General features: G+C 73.3%; 20 protein-coding genes. 14 read left to right on the forward strand and 6 right to left on the reverse strand.

Going from position 1 to position 21534, the window contains the following annotated elements; genetic code table 11:
* The first annotated feature begins 21 nt into the window (after positions 1-21).
* Complete coding sequence (gene dnaJ, locus AB0D45_RS06235; protein WP_361598617.1) at positions 22-1200, forward strand: molecular chaperone DnaJ; 1179 nt, start codon at positions 22-24, stop codon at positions 1198-1200.
* Between the two features lies 1 nt (position 1201).
* Positions 1202-1669, forward strand: a complete 468-nt coding sequence (locus AB0D45_RS06240) for a helix-turn-helix domain-containing protein (RefSeq protein WP_361598620.1) — start codon at positions 1202-1204, stop codon at positions 1667-1669.
* Positions 1670-1794: 125 nt separating this feature from the next.
* Here the strand turns inward: AB0D45_RS06240 and AB0D45_RS06245 are convergent, their stop codons facing one another.
* Complete coding sequence (locus AB0D45_RS06245; protein WP_362455507.1) at positions 1795-2826, reverse strand: helix-turn-helix transcriptional regulator; 1032 nt, start codon at positions 2824-2826, stop codon at positions 1795-1797.
* Between the two features lie 312 nt (positions 2827-3138).
* On the opposite strand from AB0D45_RS06245, the gene AB0D45_RS06250 reads away from it, so the two are divergent.
* Positions 3139-3453, forward strand: a complete 315-nt coding sequence (locus AB0D45_RS06250) for a hypothetical protein (RefSeq protein ID WP_030228709.1) — start codon at positions 3139-3141, stop codon at positions 3451-3453.
* Between the two features lie 174 nt (positions 3454-3627).
* Here AB0D45_RS06250 and AB0D45_RS06255 read toward each other — a convergent pair whose 3' ends face one another.
* Positions 3628-4032: a TIGR03618 family F420-dependent PPOX class oxidoreductase gene (locus tag AB0D45_RS06255; protein ID WP_362455508.1), complete on the reverse strand. Its 405-nt coding sequence runs from the start codon at positions 4030-4032 to the stop codon at positions 3628-3630.
* Positions 4033-4186: 154 nt separating this feature from the next.
* Between AB0D45_RS06255 and clpB the strand changes: the two genes are divergently transcribed.
* Positions 4187-6790 carry an ATP-dependent chaperone ClpB gene (clpB, locus tag AB0D45_RS06260; RefSeq protein WP_361598629.1) on the forward strand — a complete coding sequence of 868 codons (2604 nt, stop codon included), beginning with the start codon at positions 4187-4189 and terminating at the stop codon, positions 6788-6790.
* Between the two features lie 111 nt (positions 6791-6901).
* Positions 6902-7438 (forward strand): YbjN domain-containing protein, encoded by a 537-nt coding sequence (locus AB0D45_RS06265; protein ID WP_361598632.1) that lies wholly within the window; start codon positions 6902-6904, stop codon positions 7436-7438.
* Between the two features lie 10 nt (positions 7439-7448).
* On the opposite strand, the gene AB0D45_RS06270 is transcribed toward AB0D45_RS06265, so the two are convergent.
* The 3 genes from AB0D45_RS06270 to AB0D45_RS06280 all read right to left on the reverse strand — a co-directional run bounded on the left by AB0D45_RS06270 (position 7449) and on the right by AB0D45_RS06280 (position 10205).
* Positions 7449-8579: a hypothetical protein gene (locus AB0D45_RS06270; protein WP_362455510.1), complete on the reverse strand. Its 1131-nt coding sequence runs from the start codon at positions 8577-8579 to the stop codon at positions 7449-7451.
* A gap of 22 nt (positions 8580-8601) precedes the next feature.
* Complete coding sequence (locus AB0D45_RS06275) at positions 8602-9777, reverse strand: pyridoxal phosphate-dependent aminotransferase (protein ID WP_362455511.1); 1176 nt, start codon at positions 9775-9777, stop codon at positions 8602-8604.
* A 185-nt stretch (positions 9778-9962) separates the two neighbouring features.
* Complete coding sequence (locus AB0D45_RS06280; RefSeq protein ID WP_362455513.1) at positions 9963-10205, reverse strand: hypothetical protein; 243 nt, start codon at positions 10203-10205, stop codon at positions 9963-9965.
* A 293-nt stretch (positions 10206-10498) separates the two neighbouring features.
* Here AB0D45_RS06280 and AB0D45_RS06285 point away from each other — a divergent pair, with 293 nt between their 5' ends.
* The 9 genes from AB0D45_RS06285 (at position 10499) to AB0D45_RS06325 (ending at position 20246) form a co-directional block, all read left to right on the forward strand.
* Positions 10499-11017, forward strand: a complete 519-nt coding sequence (locus tag AB0D45_RS06285) for a DUF2617 family protein (RefSeq protein ID WP_042801168.1) — start codon at positions 10499-10501, stop codon at positions 11015-11017.
* 110 nt (positions 11018-11127) lie between these two features.
* A complete protein-coding gene (locus AB0D45_RS06290; protein WP_362455515.1) occupies positions 11128-12768 on the forward strand; it encodes a polyamine aminopropyltransferase in 1641 nt (546 codons plus the stop codon).
* A 77-nt stretch (positions 12769-12845) separates the two neighbouring features.
* Entirely contained in the window at positions 12846-13712 is an 867-nt protein-coding gene (locus AB0D45_RS06295) for an SRPBCC family protein (protein ID WP_362455517.1), read from the forward strand.
* Between the two features lie 36 nt (positions 13713-13748).
* Positions 13749-14537: an aldose 1-epimerase gene (locus AB0D45_RS06300; protein WP_362455519.1), complete on the forward strand. Its 789-nt coding sequence runs from the start codon at positions 13749-13751 to the stop codon at positions 14535-14537.
* A 68-nt stretch (positions 14538-14605) separates the two neighbouring features.
* Positions 14606-15145 carry an orotate phosphoribosyltransferase gene (gene pyrE, locus AB0D45_RS06305; RefSeq protein ID WP_361598653.1) on the forward strand — a complete coding sequence of 180 codons (540 nt, stop codon included), beginning with the start codon at positions 14606-14608 and terminating at the stop codon, positions 15143-15145.
* Positions 15146-15452: 307 nt separating this feature from the next.
* Positions 15453-16475, forward strand: a complete 1023-nt coding sequence (fbaA, locus tag AB0D45_RS06310) for a class II fructose-bisphosphate aldolase (RefSeq protein ID WP_361598656.1) — start codon at positions 15453-15455, stop codon at positions 16473-16475.
* Positions 16476-16702: 227 nt separating this feature from the next.
* Positions 16703-17431 carry a ScbR family autoregulator-binding transcription factor gene (locus AB0D45_RS06315; RefSeq protein ID WP_362455521.1) on the forward strand — a complete coding sequence of 243 codons (729 nt, stop codon included), beginning with the start codon at positions 16703-16705 and terminating at the stop codon, positions 17429-17431.
* Positions 17432-17508: 77 nt separating this feature from the next.
* Positions 17509-18216, forward strand: coding sequence for a BTAD domain-containing putative transcriptional regulator (locus AB0D45_RS06320; RefSeq protein ID WP_361598661.1), 708 nt, complete (start codon positions 17509-17511; stop codon positions 18214-18216).
* A 98-nt stretch (positions 18217-18314) separates the two neighbouring features.
* Positions 18315-20246 carry a helix-turn-helix domain-containing protein gene (locus tag AB0D45_RS06325; protein WP_361598664.1) on the forward strand — a complete coding sequence of 644 codons (1932 nt, stop codon included), beginning with the start codon at positions 18315-18317 and terminating at the stop codon, positions 20244-20246.
* Here the strand turns inward: AB0D45_RS06325 and AB0D45_RS06330 are convergent.
* Complete coding sequence (locus AB0D45_RS06330) at positions 20231-21433, reverse strand: transposase (protein ID WP_361598667.1); 1203 nt, start codon at positions 21431-21433, stop codon at positions 20231-20233. The genes AB0D45_RS06325 and AB0D45_RS06330 overlap by 16 nt on opposite strands.
* Positions 21434-21534 lie beyond the last annotated feature (101 nt).

Raw genomic sequence — 21534 nt, forward strand, 5'->3', positions numbered from 1 at the left:
CCGAGAGGAGGGACACCGGGGATGAGCACCAAGGACTTCGTCGAGAAGGACTACTACAAGGTCCTCGGTGTCCCGAAGGACGCCACCGAGGCCGAGATCAAGAAGGCGTACCGGAAGCTCGCCCGCGAGTTCCACCCGGACGCCAACAAGGGCGACGCCTCGGCGGAGGAGCGCTTCAAGGAGATCTCCGAGGCGGCCGACGTCCTCGGTGACGCCAAGCGGCGCAAGGAGTACGACGAGGCCCGCGCGCTGTTCGGCAACGGCGGTTTCCGCCCCGGCCCGGGCGGCGGTGGCGGCTCGTTCAACTTCGACCTGGGCGACCTGTTCGGCGGCACCCAGGCCGGCGGTCCGGGCGGCTTCGGCGGCGGCCTGGGCGACGTCTTCGGCGGACTGTTCAACCGCGGCGCCGGCGCCGGTGCGGGCACCCGTACCCAGCCGCGCCGCGGCCAGGACGTCGAGTCGGAGGTCACGCTCTCCTTCACGGAGGCCGTGGACGGCGCGACCGTCCCGCTGCGGATGTCCTCGCAGGCCCCCTGCAAGGCCTGTTCGGGCACCGGCGACAAGAACGGCACCCCCCGGGTGTGCCCGACCTGCGTCGGCACCGGCCAGGTGTCCCGGGGCAGCGGCGGCGGCTTCTCGCTGACCGACCCCTGCGCGGACTGCAAGGGCCGCGGCCTGATCGCGGAGAACCCCTGCGAGGTGTGCAAGGGCAGCGGGCGCGCCCGCAGCTCGCGCACCATGCAGGTCCGGATCCCGGCGGGCGTCTCCGACGGCCAGCGGATCCGGCTGCGCGGCAAGGGGACCCCGGGCGAGCGCGGCGGCCCGGCGGGCGACCTGTACGTGGTGGTCCACGTCGGCACCCACCCGGTGTTCGGCCGCAAGGGCGACAACCTCACGGTGACGGTCCCGGTGACCTTCGCGGAGGCCGCCCTGGGCGCCGAGATCAAGGTGCCCACCCTCGGCGGGCCCCCGGTCACCCTGAAGCTCCCCCCGGGCACCCCCGGCGGCCGCACCATGCGGGCCCGCGGCAAGGGCGCGGTCCGCAAGGACGGCACCCGCGGCGACCTGCTGGTCACGGTGGAGGTCGCGGTTCCGGCGGAGCTCTCGGACAAGGCCCGGGAGGCTCTGGAGATGTACCGGGACGCGACCGGGTCGGAGGACCCGCGCGCCCTCCTGTTCGAGTCCGCGAAGGGAGCATGACATGGACGGCCGCCGACGACAGCCCCGCTTCGGCGAGGGGGCGTACCAGCTGACCGACGAGACCCCGGTCTACGTGATCTCGGTGGCCGCCCAGCTCTCCGGACTGCATCCGCAGACCCTCCGCCAGTACGACCGCCTCGGCCTGGTCTCCCCGGACCGTACGGCCGGCCGCGGCCGTCGCTATTCGGCCAGGGACATCGAACTGCTCCGCACGGTGCAGCAGCTGTCCCAGGACGAGGGCATCAACCTGGCGGGGATCAAGCGGATCATCGAACTGGAGAACCAGGTGGCCGCGCTCCAGCAGCGCGTCGCGGAGCTGTCCACGGCCGTGGACGGTGCGGCCGCCGCGCTCCGGGCCCGCGAGGCGCAGGTGCACGCCTCGTACCGCCGCGACCTGGTCCCGTACCAGCCGCCGGTGCCGGGCAACGCGCTGGTCGTCTGGCGCCCCACCAAGCGCCCCGGCGACTGACGCCCACCGCCCGCGTATCGCTGGACGCGCCCTGAAGGCCCCGTACGGCCCCTCCCCCTCCGGGAGCGGACCGACGGGGCCTTCCGTGCGTCCGGGGGCCTCCTGGAGGCCGCTGCGGGCCCCTGTCAGCCCTCGTGGAGCTCCGCCGGGCCCGTGCTGTGCAGGATCCCGGACTGGGCGATGAGGTAGCCGAGCTGGGCCCTGCTGCCGCTGCCGAGGGCGGCGGCCAGCTTCGCGATGTGCGCGCGGCAGGTGCGCACGTTCATGCCCAGCCGGCGGGCGATCGCCTCGTCCACGTGCCCCTCGATGAGCAGCTGGGCGATGGAGCGCTGTACTCCGGAGATGCCGTCCGGGTGGTGGGTGTAGGTGACCTCGTCGCCCAACGGCACCGCCCTGCGCCACAGTTGCTCGAAGACCTTGATGAGGTAGTCCACCAGCCCGGGGTGCCGCAGCTCCAGGGCCACGCGCCGGTCGTCGCTGGCGGGGATGAAGGCCACCGTGCGGTCGAAGATCATGAGACGCTCTATCAGTTCCTCGAGCGTGCGGATCTCCACCTTCCCCGTGGAGATCCGGTCGACGTAGGCGAGCGTCCCCTGGCTGTGCCGGACCGTGTGCTGGTAGAGCGTGCGGATGCTCACCCCGCGGTCGATCAGCGGCGTGGCGCGCTCCAGGGCCTCGCTGAGGATGAACGTCGGCCGTGCGCCGCCGGGCTGGACGGTCAGGGCCTCCGTGTGGCACTCGGCGGTGGCGAGGTCGAGGGCGGCGTTGATCTGGTCGATTCCCTCCAGCACCGTGATGGCGTGGGTGTTGGCGGGGCTCTGGGCGCTGATGGTGAGGAACGGCTCGAATGCATCGGTGAGATCTACGGCGGTGCGCCTGCGGTCCTGGATCTCACGTTCGATCGGGTGGAGCCGTTGGGCCAGGGCGACGGACGGGGGAACCGCGCGCAACTGGTTGGCGTCATCCGGGTCGGGTCGCAGAAGAGCGAATTCGAGCAGGCAGGGGGCGTTCTGGACCTCACCGCGGGCGACGCGGCCGGTGCTCAGGGCGGCCGCGTACAGTCGGGCGCCCTCGGCGCACATCGCCGTGACGGGGTGGGGATGTGTCGGGTTTGCCTCGCTTCTTGCCAAATCTCCACCCCCCAGGGTCCTGAACATGTAAGAACATGATGCATCGTCCCTGTGGCACTGACGTGCCTGAATGAGCCATCGTCTGTCAGTGCGGGGGAGAGGATTCCATCAAGTGAGGACGAAGCCGACCATGTATAAGAGAATGCTTCGCTCGGCGCTTGCCGTTGTTTTCTCCGTCGTTGCGGTCATTGGGGCAGTCGTCGCCGGCAACGGGGGCGACGCGGGAAGTGCTCAGGCGGGTGCCGCTGCGCACGTCGAATCCACGGGCAAGACCGATCTCGGCTGGAACTCGGGTCCTGCGGACCTCGGCTGGGACACGGCCCCTGCGAAGGTCTCCTGATGACCCCCGACGACCGCGACTTCCGGCGCGAAATGGCCTCCGCCTACCGCTCCGGGTGGCAGTTCATCGACCTCGCCACGGCGATCCCCTACGCCGGCGACTCGCTGATGGTCACCCTTTTCGGCCAGCCGATCGTCGTCGTCCGCGAGGAGGACGAGGACGTCCGTGCCTACCGCTGCCTGCGCCGCCCCCGGGGCGCACCGCAGCCCGTCCGCTGCGAAGTGCGGTACGGCATGGTCTTCGTCAACCTCGACCAGCGGGACCACCAGCTCTTCGAACCCGATATCACCACCGCCACCCCCCGCAGTGCCTGAGGCGATTCCCCCGTCGTTGCAAATCGCTCCAGGCGCTACCCCCACACAACGGCGCCATCGTGGACCTGACCACGATGGCGCCGTTGTGATGTCCGCGTCCAGTGGTCGAACCGGACAATCGGCCGGGGACCGGCCGGGGAACGCTCGAGGACGGCCGGAGGAGGCCCCGCGGGGTCAGGCCCGGCCCATCGCCCGGTCCAGGGCGATCTCCAGGACCACCCGGTCCGGGTTGGGCGAGGGCGTCCGCCCGTACCGCTCCGCGTAGCGCGCCACGGCCTCGGCGACCGACGCCTCGTCCGTACGGATCACCGCGCGCCCCTCCAGGGTGGCCCAGCGCCTGCCCTCCATCTGGCAGACCGCCGCCCGGGCGCCGCCGCCGGGCGCCGCCAGGACGTTGCGGACCTTCTTGCTGTGCTTGTTGCTGATCACCCGTGCCAGCCCCGCCTCGGGGTCGTAGGTCACGCCCACGGGCACCACGTGCGGGGTGCCGTCCGGGCGCGGGGTGGTCAGGGTGCAGACGTGCCGCTCCCGCCAGAAGGCGAGGTACTCGGGCGTCGGGTTGAGTACGTCATGGGGCATGGGCCGAAGCGTACGCCCGCGAACCGCCGGATCCTGCGTGAGAACGTCCTTGAGTGGAATAGACTCAACTTTACGGACGCTGAACCTGTCAGAGTCGTGCACCGCGACGTGCGCGCCCCGAGCCACGGACCCCCGCCGGAGAGGAGAACCCCCAGTGGACGCCGAGCTGACCAACAAGAGCCGCGACGCCCTGAACGCGGCCACGAGCAGGGCCGTCAAGGACGGCCACGCGGACCTGACCCCCGCGCACCTGCTGCTGGCCCTGCTCGCCGGCGAGGACAACGAGAACGTCACCGACCTGCTGGTCGCCACCGAGGCCGACCAGGCGGCCGTGCGCACCGGAGCGGAGCGGCTGCTGGCCGCCCTGCCCAGCGTCACCGGATCCACCGTCGCGCCCCCGCAGCCCAGCCGCGACCTGCTCGCCGTACTCGCCGAGGCCGACTCGCAGGCCGGGCGGCTCGGTGACGAGTACCTCTCCACCGAACACCTCCTCATCGCCGTCGCCGCCAAGGGCGGAGCGGCCGGTGAGGTCCTTTCCGACCAGGGCGCGACCGCCGGGAAACTGCTGGACGCCTTCCAGAACGCACGAGGAGGACGGCGCGTGACCACCCCCGACCCGGAGGGCCAGTACAAGGCCCTGGAGAAGTTCGGCACCGACTTCACGGCCGCCGCCCGCGAGGGCAAGCTCGACCCCGTCATCGGCCGCGACCACGAGATCCGGCGCGTCGTCCAGGTCCTCTCCCGCCGCACCAAGAACAACCCGGTGCTCATCGGCGAGCCCGGCGTCGGCAAGACCGCCGTGGTCGAGGGCCTGGCCCAGCGCATCGTCAAGGGCGACGTCCCCGAGTCCCTCAAGGGCAAGCGGCTCGTCTCCCTCGACCTCGGCGCGATGGTGGCCGGCGCCAAGTACCGCGGCGAGTTCGAGGAGCGGCTCAAGACCGTCCTCGCGGAGATCAAGTCGAGCGAGGGCCAGATCATCACCTTCATCGACGAGCTCCACACCGTCGTCGGCGCCGGAGCCGGCGGCGACTCCGCCATGGACGCGGGCAACATGCTCAAGCCCATGCTGGCCCGCGGCGAGCTGCGCATGGTCGGCGCGACCACCCTGGACGAGTACCGCGAGCGCATCGAGAAGGACCCGGCGCTCGAGCGCCGCTTCCAGCAGGTGCTGGTCGCCGAGCCCACCGTCGAGGACACCATCGCGATCCTGCGCGGGCTCAAGGGCCGTTACGAGGCCCATCACAAGGTCGTCATCAACGACAGCGCCCTCGTCGCCGCCGCCACCCTCTCCGACCGCTACATCACCTCCCGCTTCCTGCCCGACAAGGCCATCGACCTCGTCGACGAGGCCGCCTCCCGGCTCCGCATGGAGATCGACTCCTCACCCGTGGAGATCGACGAGCTCCAGCGCTCCGTCGACCGGCTGCGGATGGAGGAGCTGGCCCTGAACAACGAGTCCGACCCGGCCTCCCGCGAACGCCTCGACAAGATCCGCAAGGACCTCGCCGACCGGGAGGAGGAGCTGCGCGGCCTCACCGCCCGCTGGGAGAAGGAGAAGCAGTCCCTCAACCGCGTCGGCGAGCTGAAGGAACGCCTGGACGACCTGCGCGGCCAGGCCGAGCGCGCCCAGCGCGACGGCGACTTCGACACCGCCTCCAAGCTGCTCTACGGCGAGATCCCGCAGCTGGAGCGCGAGCTGGCCGAGGCCACCGAGGCGGAGGCGGAGGCCTCCAAGGCCGGGGCCGCCGCCAAGGACTCGATGGTCAAGGACGAGGTCGGCCCCGACGACATCGCCGACGTCGTCGGCGCCTGGACCGGCATCCCGGCGGGCCGCCTCCTCGAAGGGGAGACCCAGAAGCTGCTGCGCATGGAGGAGGAGCTGGGCCGCCGCCTGATCGGGCAGACCGAGGCCGTAGGGGCGGTCGCGGACGCCGTGCGCCGCACCCGCGCCGGCATCGCCGACCCGGACCGGCCGACCGGCTCGTTCCTCTTCCTCGGCCCGACCGGCGTGGGCAAGACGGAGCTGGCCAAGGCCCTCGCGGACTTCCTCTTCGACGACGAGCGGGCCATGGTCCGCATCGACATGTCGGAGTACGGCGAGAAGCACAGCGTGGCCCGCCTGGTCGGCGCCCCGCCCGGCTACGTCGGCTACGAGGAGGGCGGCCAGCTCACCGAGGCCGTCCGCCGCCGCCCGTACAGCGTGGTGCTGCTGGACGAGGTCGAGAAGGCCCACCCCGAGGTCTTCGACATCCTGCTCCAGGTCCTCGACGACGGCCGCCTCACCGACGGCCAGGGCCGGACGGTGGATTTCCGCAACACCATCCTGATCCTCACCTCCAACCTCGGCAGCCAGTTCCTGGTGGACCCGCTGACCAGCGCGCACGAGAAGAAGGAACAGGTCCTGGAGGTGGTCAGGGCGAGCTTCAAGCCGGAGTTCCTCAACCGCCTGGACGACCTGGTGGTCTTCTCCGCGCTGACCCGCGACGAGCTCGCCCACATCGCCGAGCTCCAGATCGCCCGGCTGGCCAAGCGCCTCGCCGACCGCCGGCTCGCCCTGGACGTCACCCCCGCGGCGCTGGCCTGGCTGGCGGACAAGGGCAACGACCCGGCGTACGGCGCCCGCCCGCTGCGCCGCCTGATCCAGACGGCGGTCGGCGACCGCCTCGCCAAGGAGATCCTCTCCGGCGAGATCAGGGACGGCGACACCGTACGGGTCGACGTGTCCGGCGAGGACCTGCTGGTCGGCCGCGCCCTGTAAGGGGCGCCCGCCCCCTCGTGTCCGCCCGGAGCGGATCGCCGGTGACGGGGCTGGACACGGGGTGGGCGCGATGGGGGAGGATGGCGGTATCCGCACGAAGGGAAGTACACGGTGAGCATCGACCCGGCCTCGATCCCCAACTTCGGGGGTCAGCCCGAACCGCAAGGCCAAGGACCGGCGGGCCCCGTCGTCCCCGACCAGGACCTGGTGAAGCAGCTCCTGGAGCAGATGGAGCTGAAGTACGTCGTCGACGACGAGGGTGACCTCGCGGCGCCGTGGGAGGACTTCCGCACGTACTTCATGTTCCGTGGCGAAGGCGAGCAGCAGGTCTTCTCCGTGCGGACGTTCTACGACCGTCCGCACGCCATCGACGACAAGGCGCAGCTGCTCGAGTCGATCGACGACTGGAACCGCCGCACCCTGTGGCCCAAGGTCTACAGCCACACGCACGACGACGGCTCCGTCCGCCTGATCGGCGAGGCGCAGATGCTGATCGGCACCGGCGTCAGCCTGGAGCACTTCGTCTCCTCCACGGTCAGCTGGGTCCGCGCGTCGATCGAGTTCGACAAGTGGCTCCTGGAGCAGCTCGGCCTGGAGAAGGACGTCGACTCCTCCGAGGGCGACGAGAAGGAGGAGGGCGGCGAGTAGCCGTCCCCCTTCACAGCGGTACCCGCGCCACCAGGAGCAGGTACAGCCCGTATCCGTAGGAGAGCCCGGCCATGCAGGCGGTCACCGCGACCGCCGTGCGCGGCCGGGCTCTCGCCATGGCGGCCGCCACCGGCAGCAGCAGCGGGAACGCGGGCAGCAGGAACCGGGGCTTCGACTCGAAGTAGCCCGCCCCGCCGAAGGTGATCAGCAGCAGCGTCCCGGCGTACACCAGCAGCGGCAGCGGCGCCCGGTCCAGTACGGCCGCCGCCGCGAGCAGCCCGGCCGCGGCCAGCACGGCCAGGGTCACGCCGACCGGGATGGTCAGGGGGCCGCCCGAGAGCACCTTCCCGGCCGTCTCCAGGGTCCCGGCGCCGAAGTCGAACCGCGAGCCCCACTGCCGCTGCACCGCGAAGTAGCCGAGCGCGTCGTGCCGGTGCGCCCCGACGGCCAGGACGTACGCCGCCCAGCCCGCGGGCGCGAGCAGCGCGGCGGCCCAGACCCCGGGCGCGCGGTTGCCCCGTACCGCCAGCTCCCGCACGGCCAGCGCCGTCACGGCGGCGGCCACCGCGACCCCGGTCGGCCGGGTCAGCCCGGCGAGCGCCGCCAGGCCCGCCGCCCACAGCCAGCGCTCCCGCAGCAGGGCGTACAGCGCCCACGCGGCCAGCGCCGCCAGCAGCGCCTCGGTGTAGGCGAGGGTCAGCACCACCGCGTGCGGCAGCGCGGCCCACAGCCCGACGAGCAGCACCCCGGCCCGCGCCCCGAGCAGCCGCTCCCCGACCCGGTACACACCGACGGCGGCCACCGCGGCCGCCGCCCACGCCACGGCCAGCCCGGCACCCGGCCCGCCCCCGGCGAGGCGCACCAGCAGCGGGTAGAGCGGGAAGAAGGCGTAGTCGCTCTGGACGGAGCCGGACGCGGCCCACATCTGGGTCCGGCCGTACCCGTGCGCGGCGATCCCGAGGTACCAGACGGAGTCCCAGGAGAAGCCGAGCACCCGCACCGGGTCCCGCCCGGCCCACCAGGCCCCGGCGGCGACCACCAGCGCCCCGGCCCCGCGGACCGCGGCGAACACCCCGAGCGCGGCCACCGCGCCGGGCGTGAGCGCCTGCCGTGCCTGCGGCGGCCGCAGGGTCGCGGACACCGTCCGCACGCTCCCGTTCCCCTCAGAGCCGGCGCAGGCGGGCGACCGCCTCCTGGAGGACTTCGGTCCGCTTGCAGAACGCCCAGCGCACCTGGGCGGCTCCGGCGGACGGGTCGTCGTAGAAGACCTGGTTGGGCACGGCGACCACCCCGCAGCGCTCGGGCAGGGCGCGGCAGAAGGCGAGGCCGTCCTTCTCGCCCAGCGGCGAGATGTCCGTGGTGATGAAGTACGTGCCCTGCGGGCGGAAGACCCGGAAGCCGGCGGCGGCCAGTCCGTCGGAGAGCAGGTCGCGCTTGGCGGCGAGGTCCGCGCGGAAGCCGTCGTAGTAGGCGTCGGGCAGGGCGAGGGCCTCGGCGACGGCGTACTGGAAGGGGCCGGAGGAGACGTACGTCAGGAACTGCTTGGCCGAGCGGACCGCGGAGACCAGCGCGGGCGGGGCGGTGACCCAGCCGACCTTCCAGCCCGTGAAGGAGAAGGTCTTGCCGGCGGAGGAGATGGTGACGGTGCGTTCGCGCATGCCGGGCAGCGAGGCCAGCGGCACGTGCTCGCCCTCGAAGACCAGGTGCTCGTACACCTCGTCGGTGACGACCAGGAGGTCGCGCTCCACGGCGAGTTCGGCGATGGCGGCGAGTTCCGTGCGGGTCAGGACGGTGCCCGTCGGGTTGTGCGGGGTGTTCAGCAGGAGCATCCGGGTGTGCGGGGTGACGGCGTCGCGCAGGGCGTCCAGGTCGGGGCGGAAGTGCGGGGCGCGCAGGGTGTGCGGGACGCGGACCGCGCCCGCCATGGCGATGCAGGCCGCGTAGGAGTCGTAGAACGGCTCCAGCGCGATGACCTCGTCGCCCGGCTCCAGGAGGGCGAGGAGGGAGGCGGCGATGGCCTCGGTGGCGCCCGCCGTGACGAGGACCTCGGTCTCCGGGTCGTAGGACAGGCCGTGGAAGCGCTGCTGGTGGGCGGCGACGGCGGTGCGCAGCTCGGGGACGCCCGGGCCCGGCGGGTACTGGTTGCCGCGCCCGTCGCGGATCGCCCGGACGGCGGCTTCGGCGATCTCCGCGGGGCCGTCGGTGTCCGGGAAGCCCTGGCCCAGGTTGATCGACCCGGTGCGGGCGGCCAGCGCCGACATCTCCGCGAAGATCGTCGTGCCGAAGGCGGCCAGGCGGCGGTTGAGGAAGGGGCGGCTGCTGCTCGCGGGTGCGCTCATGGGCGCCATCCTGGGGGGAACCTCTGGAGTTGCTCAAGTGTGCTTTGGCCGCGTCGGCCGGAGGGCATCCCCCCTGCACGCGGGCCACGGGGGTCCTGCCACCCGGGCGACCGGGGGTTCGGGAAAGGAGGCGGTGCCGTGATCATCGTCCTGGGCATCGTCGCGCTGATCGTCGGGGGGATCATCTACCTCGCGGTGCGCTTCAACGGGAGCGGCGGCAGCGGGTCCGGCGGATCCGGCTCCAGCTGGTGGGCCGGCGGCGGAGGGTCTTCGTCCTCCGGCGGGTCGTCCTCGTCCTGCGGGTCGTCCTCGTCGTGCGGTTCGTCGTCCTCCTGCGGATCCTCGTCCTCCTGCGGTGGCGGTGGCTGCGGGTCCAGCTGACACTGGTACGGGCTGGCCGGAACCTCGCGCCGATCCCGTGTGGACAAGACGCCCGGCGGGGACAACTTCCTTCGGGCGTCTTCTTGTTCGGGCCGGCACTACGGCGTACGGGCGGCGTCGTGTTGAACACGTGAACCGTGAAGCCCCCGGGGGGATGTAAACCCCTTCAAGTTGGGTAAAAACGCTGTGAGTGCCGTGCCTTTCATGATTCCCTCGGTTGAGTAGCCCAGTCCCCGGACCTCCCGGGACTTCCTGTGGACCGTGCCGGTTTCCCCCCACCCGTTGACCACCGCTGGCGGGCCCCCGGCCCCTCTCCCTCGCGCGTTTGCGGAGCCGACTCATGCTCACGACCCTCCAGACCACCTACACCGACACGCGTGCCGCCGATCTCGCCTGGGCCCTGGGACGCGACCGGCTGCCCGCCCTGGCCGTACTGAACCTCCAGCTCGCGGACGCGAAGGTGGAGCTGCGCCTGCTCGGGGCCTCCCACCAGGTGCTCCTGGAGGAGGGGGAGGTGCTCTGCTCGGAGACGGTCGCCTGCATGCCCGGCAGCAGTACGCCGCTGCCGCTCGGCGTGGCGAAGCGGGTGGGCGACTGGGAGTACGAGTTCGCCGCGAGGGTCGAGACCCTCTCGCGGGGGTCCTTCGCGGGCCGGGCACAGGAGTTGCTCGCGCTGGTCGCGGACCACCCGAACGGGCTAGCCGGCACCTTCCCCGGTGATCCGCACGCGTTCACCGCCATGCTCGCGCAGCGTCACGAGGGCCAGGTGCGCTGGCGCACCTGGCACGCGTACCCGCAGGAGGGCCAGCTGGTCGCCACCCGCACCCGGGTGGGCGTCCGCATGGGGGCTCCCGTCTAGGCCGTCCCGGGGAGTTGTGCTCCCGATTACTCCAACTGGCCTGATCAACACGGCACTTGCACCCATGTGGGTGACAGGGTGTCGGTGGGCGGTGACGTACGGTTCGCTGCATGATCGACCGTTCCGCCCCCCGCGGGGTGCTCCCGGCGGCGGAGCCGCGGGGCGTGCAGACCGTCCAGGCCGCCCTGCCCGTACGCCCCCGGACCGGCCGGGTCCTCGTGCTGGCCACGGTGTTCGTCTGCGCCGCCTGCGGGCTCGTCTACGAGCTGGAGCTGCTCGCCCTCGGCTCGTACCTCATCGGCGACTCCGTCACGCAGGCGTCGGTCGTGCTGTCCGTCATGGTCTTCGCCATGGGCGTCGGCTCCCTCCTCGCCAAACGCCTGCGCCGCCGGCCCGCCCTCGGCTTCGGCGCCATCGAGGCAGCGCTCGCCCTGCTCGGCGGCTTCTCCGCCACGGCCCTCTACGCGAGCTTCGCCTGGCTGGGGGAGTCCCGGCCCGCGCTCGTCGCCTTCTCCTTCGCCATCGGCGTGCTCATCGGCGCGGAGATCCCGCTGCTGATGGTCCTCATCCAGCGCATCCGCCGGCAGGACGCCGGCGGGGCCGTCGCCGACCTCTTCGCCGCCGACTACGTGGGCGCCCTGGCCGGCGGGCTCGCCTTCCCCTTCCTGCTGCTCCCCCTGCTCGGACAGCTCACCGGGGCCATGCTCACCGGCACCGTCAACGCCGTCGCCGGCGGCGGGCTCGTCCTGTGGCTGTTCCGCCACGACCTCAGCAGACGCTGCCGCCGGCTGCTGGTCACCGCCAACGCGGCCGTCCTCGCCCTGCTCGCCTGCGCCACCCTCCTCGTCGACGACTTCGAGCGGGCCGCGCGCACCGCCGTCTACGGCGCCGAGGTACGCGTCGCCGCGCAGACCGGGGTGCAGGAACTGGTGCTCACCGGCCCGTCCACCGGGTCCCCGCGCTCCCTCGACCTCTTCCTGGACGGACGGCTGCGGGTCAGCGGCTACGACGAGTACCGCTACCACGAGGCCCTGGTCCACCCCGCCATGACCGGCCCGCACGCCCGCGTCCTGGTCCTCGGCGGCGGTGACGGGCTCGCCGCCCGCGAGGTGCTGCGCTACCCGGACGTCGCCTCCGTCACCGTCGTCGAGCTCGACCCCGGCGTGGTCCGCCTGGCCCGCACCGATCCCATGCTCTCCTCGCTCAACGCCCGCGCCTACCGGGACCCGCGGCTGGAGGTCGTCACCCGGGACGCCTTCCGCTGGCTGCGGGGACCGGCCGCGCGCGACCGCTTCGACGTCATCGTCTCCGACCTGCCCGACCCCGGCATCACCCCGAGCACCAAGCTGTACTCGCAGGAGTTCTACGGGCTGGCCGCGCGGGCCCTCACGCCGGGCGGGCGCATCGCGGTGCACGCCGGACCCCTCACCACGAGGCCGCGCACGTTCTGGACCGTCGAGTCCACCCTGCGGGCGGCCGGGCTGTTCACCACGCCCTACAGCACCGGCGGCCGGCTCTCCGGCTTCACCGCCGGACCCGACCGCACCCTCGGCGCGGCCGACGCGCCGCCGCAGGACTGGGGCTTCGTGCTCGCCGCCCGCGGCCGGGCCCCCGAGCTGCGCGTGGACGGGGACACCCCCGCCCTCCGGGCCGTGTCCACCCCGGCCCTGCAGGACGCGGCCCGGGACGCCGCCCGCACCCGGCCGGCCGGTCTGCCGCCCTCCACGCTGCCGCACCCGCGCTACTCCTGAGCTCCGGCCGCCGGGTCCCGGCGCGTGCGGCGTCGTGTCCGTGTGCACGGGCGGGTCCCGTCGGTAGGCTCGACCGCATGGAGCATCAGGTGTTCGTTCCGGTTCCGGCAGACGACGTCCGCGCCGTGCTGCGCGACCCCGCCCGGGTGGCCCGCTGCGTCCCCGGGCTCCAGCAGGACGCCAACAGCGGCTCCGGGCCCCTGGCCGGGCGCCTCAGGGTCCGGGTCGGCGGTCACACCGTGACCTACCGGGGGGCCCTGACGGTCACCGAGCGGGACCCGGACCACTTCACGGCGGAGGGCGAGGGGGCCGAGGTGCGCGGCAGCGGCACCGTCACCCTCGCCCTCGGGCTGCGGCTGGTCCCGCACGAGGGCGGGACCCGGATGGAGTTCAGCGGCGGGGCCGCCGCGGACGGGCGGGCCGCCGCCTTCGACCCGCAGGCCACCGCCACCGCCGCCGGGCGGCTGCTCGACCGGCTCGCCGCCAACCTGGCCGGCGAAGCCGCCGGCTCCGGAGCCGCGGGCGACCCGGTGGCCGAGGCCGAGGAGGCGGAAGCCGAGGCGGCGGGGACGGAGCCGGGGCCGGACGGGCCCGGGGTCAGCGCGTCCGTGTTCGACACCGAGGTGCCGCCCCCGGCCCTCGACCCCTTCACGGAGGGCGGCTTCGCCGACTTCGCCGGCCTCGGCGAGCTGGGGGAAGCCGGGCAGGGGGCCGGCCCCGCCGGTTCCCCGCGTCCGCCGGCCGAGGCCGCCCACGCCCGCCGCACGATGATCGGCCGCAGCGCCGAGGAGGTCGACCACGCGCCGCCGCGCGGCCGCTACGCCCCGGTTCCGGCCCCCTCCGCCGCCACCGGCGGGAACGGCCTGCGCTGGATCGCCCCGGCGGCGGCCCTGGCCCTCGCGTCGGCGGTCGTGATGAGGAGGGCGTTGCGCCGCCGCAGCTGAGCGGCCCCGGCGGCCGGCGGCCGTAGGGTCGGCGGTATGAGTACGCAACTGAGCGCCGGCGGCGCCGACATGACCATCGACCAGGAGAACGGCTGCCGGATCAGCAGTCTGCGTGTCGACGGCACCGAACTCCTGCGCCAGGGCCCGCACTACGGCTCCTTCCCGATGGTCCCCTGGTGCGGACGCACCGGGTACGGGCGGTTCCGCGACGGCGCGGCCGTCCACCAGCTGCCCGTGAACCACCCCCCGCACGCCATCCACGGCCTCGGCCGTGACATCGCCTGGCGGTCCGCCGGGGCCACCGGCACCCGGGCGTCCTTCTACTTCGACCTGGCCGACCCGTGGCCGTACGCCGGCCGGGTGACGCAGGTCTTCGAACTGGCCGAGGACGCGCTGACGCTCGCGATGAGCGTGGAGACGTACCAGGACTCCTTCCCCGCCCAGGCCGGCTGGCACCCCTGGTTCAACCGTGTCCTGACCCACGGCGGCGCCGAGGTGCAGATCGCCTTCGACCCGGCCTGGCAGGAGGAGCGGGGCGAGGACCTCCTCCCCACCGGCCGCCGGACCGACCCGGGGCCCGGCCCCTGGGACGACTGCTTCGGGATGCCCGGCGGGGTGGACGTCACCCTCACCTGGCCCGGGGAGCTGGAGCTGAAGGTCGCCAGCCGGGCCGAATGGGTGGTCGTGTACGACGAGCAGCCCGAGGCCGTCTGCGTCGAGCCCCAGTCCGGTCCGCCGAACGGCCTGAACACCCTGCCGCAGCTGGTCACGCCGGTGGACCCGCTGGAGGTCTCCACGACCTGGACCTGGCGGCGGCTGCTCTAGGCCGGGCCGTCGAAGTCCCTGCTGGCCGGTGCGGCGGCACTCCCCGGCACCCAATTAAGCTCGGGGCCATGACTGACGTACGCGATGCGCTTCTGCAGCAGATCAAGGACAAGGCCGTCGTGCACGGCAAGGTGACGCTCTCCTCCGGCAAGGAGGCCGACTACTACATCGACCTCCGCCGGATCACCCTCGACGGCGAGGCCGCTCCTCTCGTCGGGCAGGTCATGCTGGACCTCACCGCCGACCTCGACTTCGACTGCGTCGGCGGCCTGACCCTGGGCGCCGACCCGGTCGCCACGTCGATGCTGCACGCCTCCGCCGCGCGGGGCGAGCGCCTGGACGCCTTCGTCGTCCGCAAGGCGCAGAAGGCGCACGGCATGCAGCGCCGCATCGAGGGCACCGAGGTGAAGGGCAAGCGCTGCCTGGTCGTCGAGGACACCTCGACGACCGGCGGCTCCCCGCTGACCGCCGTCGAGGCCGTCCGCGAGGCCGGCGGCGAGGTCGTCGCCGTCGCCACCATCGTGGACCGGGGCGCGGCCGACGCCATCGCCGAGGCGGGCCTGCCCTACCTCACCGGCTACCGGCTGGGAGACCTGGGCCTCGCCTGACCCGCCCCCGTTCCGTGCGGCTCCGGCCGTCTCGGATCGTGGTCGCGCCGGGGTGGCGGGCGGTCGGGCGCCGGGTGCGGCACCACGGGCGGCCAAGGCCGCGGAAGTGTCCGCTCCGGTCCTGACCTGCGTCTTTCCTCGGAGGCGGAGTGTTTCACGTGAAACACTCCGCCCGCTCCGCCGGACGAGGGGTGACGGGCGGGGTGGAGTGTTGCGCCGAGTCTGGAAAGATAGGCGCGACGGCGACGTCGCCCCCAGGTCAGGGCCCGCAATAAGCACACTCCCCGCACATCCAAGGAGCGGACAGATGCCCATCGCAACCCCCGAGGTCTACAACGAGATGCTCGACCGGGCGAAGGCAGGCAAGTTCGCCTACCCGGCCATCAACGTCACCTCGACCCAGACCCTGCACGCTGCCCTGCGCGGCTTCGCGGAGGCCGAGAGCGACGGCATCATCCAGATCTCCACCGGTGGTGCCGAGTTCCTGGGCGGCCAGTACAACAAGGACATGGTCACCGGCGCGGTCGCCCTGGCCGAGTTCGCGCACGTCGTCGCCGCCAAGTACGACATCACGGTCGCCCTGCACACGGACCACTGCCCCAAGGACAAGCTGGACGGCTACGTGCGTCCGCTCCTGGAGGTGTCCGCCGAGCGCGTGGCCCGCGGCCTGAACCCCCTCTTCCAGTCGCACATGTGGGACGGCTCCGCCGAGACCCTGGCCGACAACCTGGCCATCGGCCAGGAGCTGCTCGCCAAGGCCGCCGCCGCGAAGATCATCCTCGAGGTCGAGATCACCCCGACCGGTGGCGAGGAGGACGGTGTCAGCCACGAGATCAACGACGAGCTGTACACCACCGTCGAGGACGCGATCCGCACCGCCGAGGCCCTGGGCCTGGGCGAGAAGGGCCGCTACCTGCTGGCCGCCTCCTTCGGCAACGTGCACGGCGTCTACAAGCCGGGCAACGTCGTCCTGCGCCCCGAGCTGCTCAAGGACCTCCAGGCCGGTGTCGCCGAGAAGTTCGGCAAGGCCTCCCCGTTCGACTTCGTCTTCCACGGCGGCTCCGGCTCCACGCCCGAGGAGATCGCCACCGCCCTGGAGAACGGCGTCGTGAAGATGAACCTCGACACCGACACCCAGTACGCCTTCACCCGCCCGGTCGCGGACCACATGTTCCGCAACTACGACGGTGTCCTGAAGGTCGACGGCGAGGTCGGCAAGAAGTCCACCTACGACCCGCGCACCTGGGGCAAGCTGGCCGAGGCGAGCATGGCCAAGCGTGTCACCCAGGCCTGCGCCGACCTGCGTTCCACGGGCACCAAGCTGAAGTAGGCACCAGCGCCCCGAAGGGTCCACCGGTCCGACACGGACCGGTGGACCCTTTTGTCTGCGCCCGCCCGCCAGCCCGCCCGACCGGTGCCGTACAGCGGATTCGCGACGGATTCCCCCGAGGTGACATACGCCGGTGGACGCGCGGCCACGCGATGGTGTGGAATCTATGCAGAGAAACGTACCCGTGGGGATGTAACACCGGCGGGCCAGGAGAGGCGACGCCAGAGATGAAGACAGAGCGACCCCAGGTGAAGCAGGACCGGGCGGTGCGCACGCGTCGGGCCATCCTGGAGGCGGCCGCCGTGGTGTTCGAGGAGCACGGGTACGACGCGGCCAAGCTCTCGGACATCGTCAACATCGCGAAGGTCACCAAGGGCGCCCTCTACTTCCACTTCGAGTCGAAGGAGCGCCTGGCCCAGGCCGTCATCGACGCGCAGAACGACTCCCAGCCGCAGCTGCCGCCGCAGCAGTACCGGGCGCAGGACTTCGTGGACATCGGCATGGTGTTCTCGCACCGGCTGCGGCACGAGGTGCTGATCCGGGCCAGCACGCGGCTCACGCTGGAGTACGGGAACCGCCGGCTCGACCGGGCCTCCCCGTACGAGGCGTGGATCGACCTGCACGTCGCGGTGCTGGAGGAGGCGCAGCGGCGCGGGGAGCTGCTGCCGAACGTGGACCCGGTGGTCCCGTCCCGGCTGATCGTCGGTGCGTACGCGGGGCTGAACACCATGTCGTACACGCTCGGCCTGGACCTCGACGCCCAGGTCGCGGAGCTCTACACGCACGTGATGCCGAACGTGGTGGTGCCGGCCGTGGCGATCCGGCTGGACACCGCTCCGGGGCGGGGCGCGCGGGTCCTGTACGGTCCGCGGGGCGCGCACGAGTGCCGCCACCAGTGCGAGGGCGGGGTGCCGCCGCAGGAGCCGGCCCCGCAGGGGGTCCGCGCGTCCGCCTGACCCACAGCGCCCCGCCCTCTTCCCAAAAAGATCCTTCCGGGTATTATTTTTCTGCTCGCCTGCCCAGGGAGATCACTGTGGACATTGAGGTACTCGGCGCACCACGGGTCACCGAGAACGGTGTGCCCATCACGGCCCCCACGCCGGAGGCCCGGCATGTCCTGGCGGTCCTCGCAGCCTGCCCGGACCGGGTCGTGCCCGTGGCCGTGCTCGCGGACGAGCTGGCGGTCCGCACCCCGCCCGAGCACGCCCGCGCCGCCCTGCACACCGCCGTACGCCGGCTGCGCGAGCGGTTCGCGGAGGTGCTGGGCGGCGGCTCGGTACGTACCCCCGAGACGGTTCTGTCCACGCGGCCCGGCGGGTACCTCCTCGACACCGGCGGAGGCCGCTGCGACGTGCGGGAGTTCGGGCGCGAGGCCGGCGCCGGCTACCGGGCCATGGGCCGGGGCGACTTCGAGCAGGCCGCCGCGCGGCTCCGCCGGGCCCTGGACCTGTGGACCGGCCCCGCCCTGGACGGCATCGACGCCGGGCCCTGGCTCGGCGGCAGGATCGCGGCGCTCGACGCGGACCGGCTCTCCGTGCTCGGCCAGTGGGTCGAGGCGGAACTCGCCCTCGGGCGCCACCGCGAACTGCTCCTCGCGCTCGCCGGACTGCGTGGCGCGGGCGCCGGCCGCCCCGACGGCCCCTACCTGGCGGCGCTGCGCCGCGCCGAGGCCCGCGTCGAAGCGGCGCGGACGGCCCGCCCGGCCCCCGGACTCAGCCTGACCTGCGGCGCCCGTTGCTGACCCGCGGCCGTCCGGGCCTGCTTGACCCCTCGCCTGACGGAACCTAGGTTCGGGTCGGGGTACGAAGAGCAGCTGGTCGGGGCGGGGGGAGCAGCGGTATGCGCGGGGAGGGCGGCGGCCCGCTGGCCGTACTGGAACTGCTCGCGGAGGAAGCCCCGCAGAGCCGGTACGAGACCCTGCTCGCCGAGGCCCGCACCTCGGGCGCCGGCACCGCCGAACTCGCCGCCCTCACGCGGGCCGTCGAACTGGCCGGCTCGGTGCGCGCCCGCGCGAGCAGGGGCAGACAGCGCGAGGCCGCCCTCACCGCGCTCGTCGACACCGCCCACGACCTGACCTCCCCGTACGACATCGACGGCCTGCTGCGTCTGATCACGCGCAGGGCCAGGCGCCTCCTCGGCTTCGACATGGCCTGGCTCTCGCTGAGCCGTCCGGACGGCTCGGCGTACGTCCGCACCTCCGAGGGCGAGACCACCGCGCTCAACGTCGGCCTGGAACTCGGCACCGGCCGCGGCCTCGGCAGCATCGCCCAGGACCGCCGCTCGCCGGTCTGGACCCCCGACTACCTCGCCGACGCCTCCATCGCGCACGCCCCCGGCATCGACGCCGTCGTCGAGGCGGAGGGCCTGCACGCGATCATCGCGGTGCCGCTGCGGCGCGGCAGCTCCACCCTCGGCGCGCTCTACGGATCCGACCGCGCCGTACGGGAGTTCACCCCGGACGAGATCGGCATCATGCTCTCCCTCGCCGACCTGGCCGCCGTCGCCATCGAGAAGGCCCGGCTGCTGGAGCAGACCCGCGACGAGGTCACCGAGCTGGAGGCCTTCGGCTCGCGCACCCACACGGCCCTCACCCGCGTCCGCCACCTGTGGGAGTGCCACGCCCGGCTCGCCGGACTGGTCCTGGACGGCGCTGGCCTCGCCACCCTCGCCCGGGCCACCGCCGACGCGCTGGACGGCGTCCTCCAGGTACGGGACCCGGGCGGCCGGCCGCTGACCGCGACCGGGGAACTGCCCGGCCTGGACGAGGAGGCGGTGACCAAGGCCGCACTCCAGGCGCTCACCGACCGGCGCCCGGTGCGCCTGCCCGGCGACCTGTGGCTGGCGCCCGTACTGGCGGGAGCCGAGGACCTCGGGGTGCTGCTGCTGAGCGCCTCCGCCCCGCTCACCGACGAGGACGTACGGCTGCTCCAGCTGGCGGCCCAGTCCGTGGCCTCCCTGATGCTGATCCAGCGGGGCACGGCCGCGGCCGAGGGCCCCGTGCACGACGAGCTCCTCGCCGACCTGCTGGACCGGCCGCACTCCGTCGACCTGCACCTGCTGGAGCGCACCCGCCGGCTCGGCATCGACCTCGACCGCCCGCACGTGGTGGTCGTCGCCCGGCCGGAGGGCGGCGAACTGGGCAAGGCCGTGGCCTGGGCGTCCTCGTACGCGTACCGGATGGGCGGCCTCAAGGGCGTCCGCCGGGGCTGCATCGTCCTGGTCCTGCCCGGCAGCGACGCCTCCGCCGCCGCGCACCGGGCCTCCGGCGAGCTGTCGCCGCTGCTCGGGCACGCCGTGTCCACCGGTGCCGCCGGACCCACCGGCGGCCCGGGCGATGTGGCCCGCGTCTACGCCGAGGCCGTGCGCTGCCTGGACGCGCTGACCGCGCTCGACGGGGTGGGCGGCACGGCCTCCCTGCGCGAACTGGGCTTCCTCGGCATGCTGCTGTCCGCCGACCACGACGTCGAGTCGTTCATCGACGCGACCATCGGCCCGGTCCTGGAGTACGACGCCGACCGGCTGACGGAGCTGACCCGCACCCTGGAGGCGTACTTCGCCTCGGGCGCCAGCCCCACCCACGCGGCCGAGGCCCTGCACGTCCACCCCAACACCGTCTCCCGCCGGCTGGACCGGATCGCCGAACTCCTCGGCCCGGACTGGCAGAAGCCGGCCGGCGCGCTGGAGATCCAGATGGCCCTGCGGCTGCGCAAGGCCCGCACGGTCCTGCACGACCGCCGCTCGGCCGCCGACCGGGCCTACGCGGCCGAGTAGCCCCCTCGGCCGGCGGCCCCGGAGCCGGCCGCCGCGTAGTGCTCCGTGCCGGTCAGCGCGCGGGCGGCGTGCGCGACCGAGGCCAGCGTGACGTGCCGGTGCCAGCCGGGCAGGGCCCGCCCCGCGAAGTCGCGCAGGCCCGCCTCCTGGCCGCTGTGCTCGGCGGCGAAGCCGACCCGGCGGCCCTGCTTCGTCAGCCGCAGCAGCGGGCCGACCGGGAGCCGTACCAGGTCCGTCAGCCACAGCTGCGCCGGAGGGCGACGGGCGTCCGTCCACTCGCCGACCAGCAGCAGGTGGCGCCGGCGGGCCGGCGAGGGGTCGGGCATCATCACGCGCACCGCGACGGCCAGGGTGCCGCGGTGGCGGCCGCCCGGGGCCGCGGGGTCCGGGTCGGTCCACTCGACGGGGGTGCACAGCCCCTTCACCGACTGCAGGACGTCCCGCGCGGGGCGCGGCCCGGCACCGTACCCGGGCAGCGCCGGGTCGGTGACGAGCAGCGGGGTGGCCGGGCCGACGCGGGCGATGACGGGCAGCGCGGCCTCCGCGAAGCGGTTCATCGTGGAGCGGGTGCCGATCCGCTGGATGTCCAGCACCACCGGGCGCCGGTTCCCGCTGAGCCGTACGGTCTCGATGACGGCGGTCGCCGCCGCCTCCTCGTACGCCGCCTGCGTCCCGACGGCTCCGGGGGAGTCCTGGGCATCGGCCTCCGGCAGGTACATCCGCCAGCCGACCGGAGAGACCAGTCCGGCCGAGGCGAACCAGGTCCCGAAGGCCTGCTGCCCGCGGAACATCTGCCCCTGGTGCGGGTCGAAGCGGTGCGCCACCCCCACCGAGTGCTCCCCGCCCTTGGGGATGGCCATGGGCTGCGCCACCCACGCGGTCAGCGGGGTCGTCGCCTGGAGGAACCCGGCGAGCGAGGCGCGGAGCGGCTCCCAGTCCCAGGTCGAGCCGGAGATGAAGTGGTGCATGCTCTGCTCGGCGGCCCCGCCCCCGACCTGCCCCGCGATCCCGCGCATCGACTTGCGGCCGGGCAGCGCGAGCAGCCCCTGGACGTACTGCCGGCCCTTCTCCCGCTGGTCCTTGCGGCGCAGCGAGGACAGGACCACGGAGCACAGGTCGTCGGCCGCCTCGCGGGCCGGGTCCCGCCGGACCAGCGTCGCCGTGCCCGTACTCCTGCTGCTGCTCATGACCGCTTTCACGACATGCCCCCCTCGGCGTGCGTCCACTGCACCTCTACCGTCGGCCGAGCACCCCTCGTGCGGGGAGGTGCGCCGGCCACCGCACTTCG

The organism is Streptomyces sp. NPDC048352, assembly GCF_040651895.1.
In the GTDB taxonomy this organism is placed as follows: domain Bacteria; phylum Actinomycetota; class Actinomycetes; order Streptomycetales; family Streptomycetaceae; genus Streptomyces.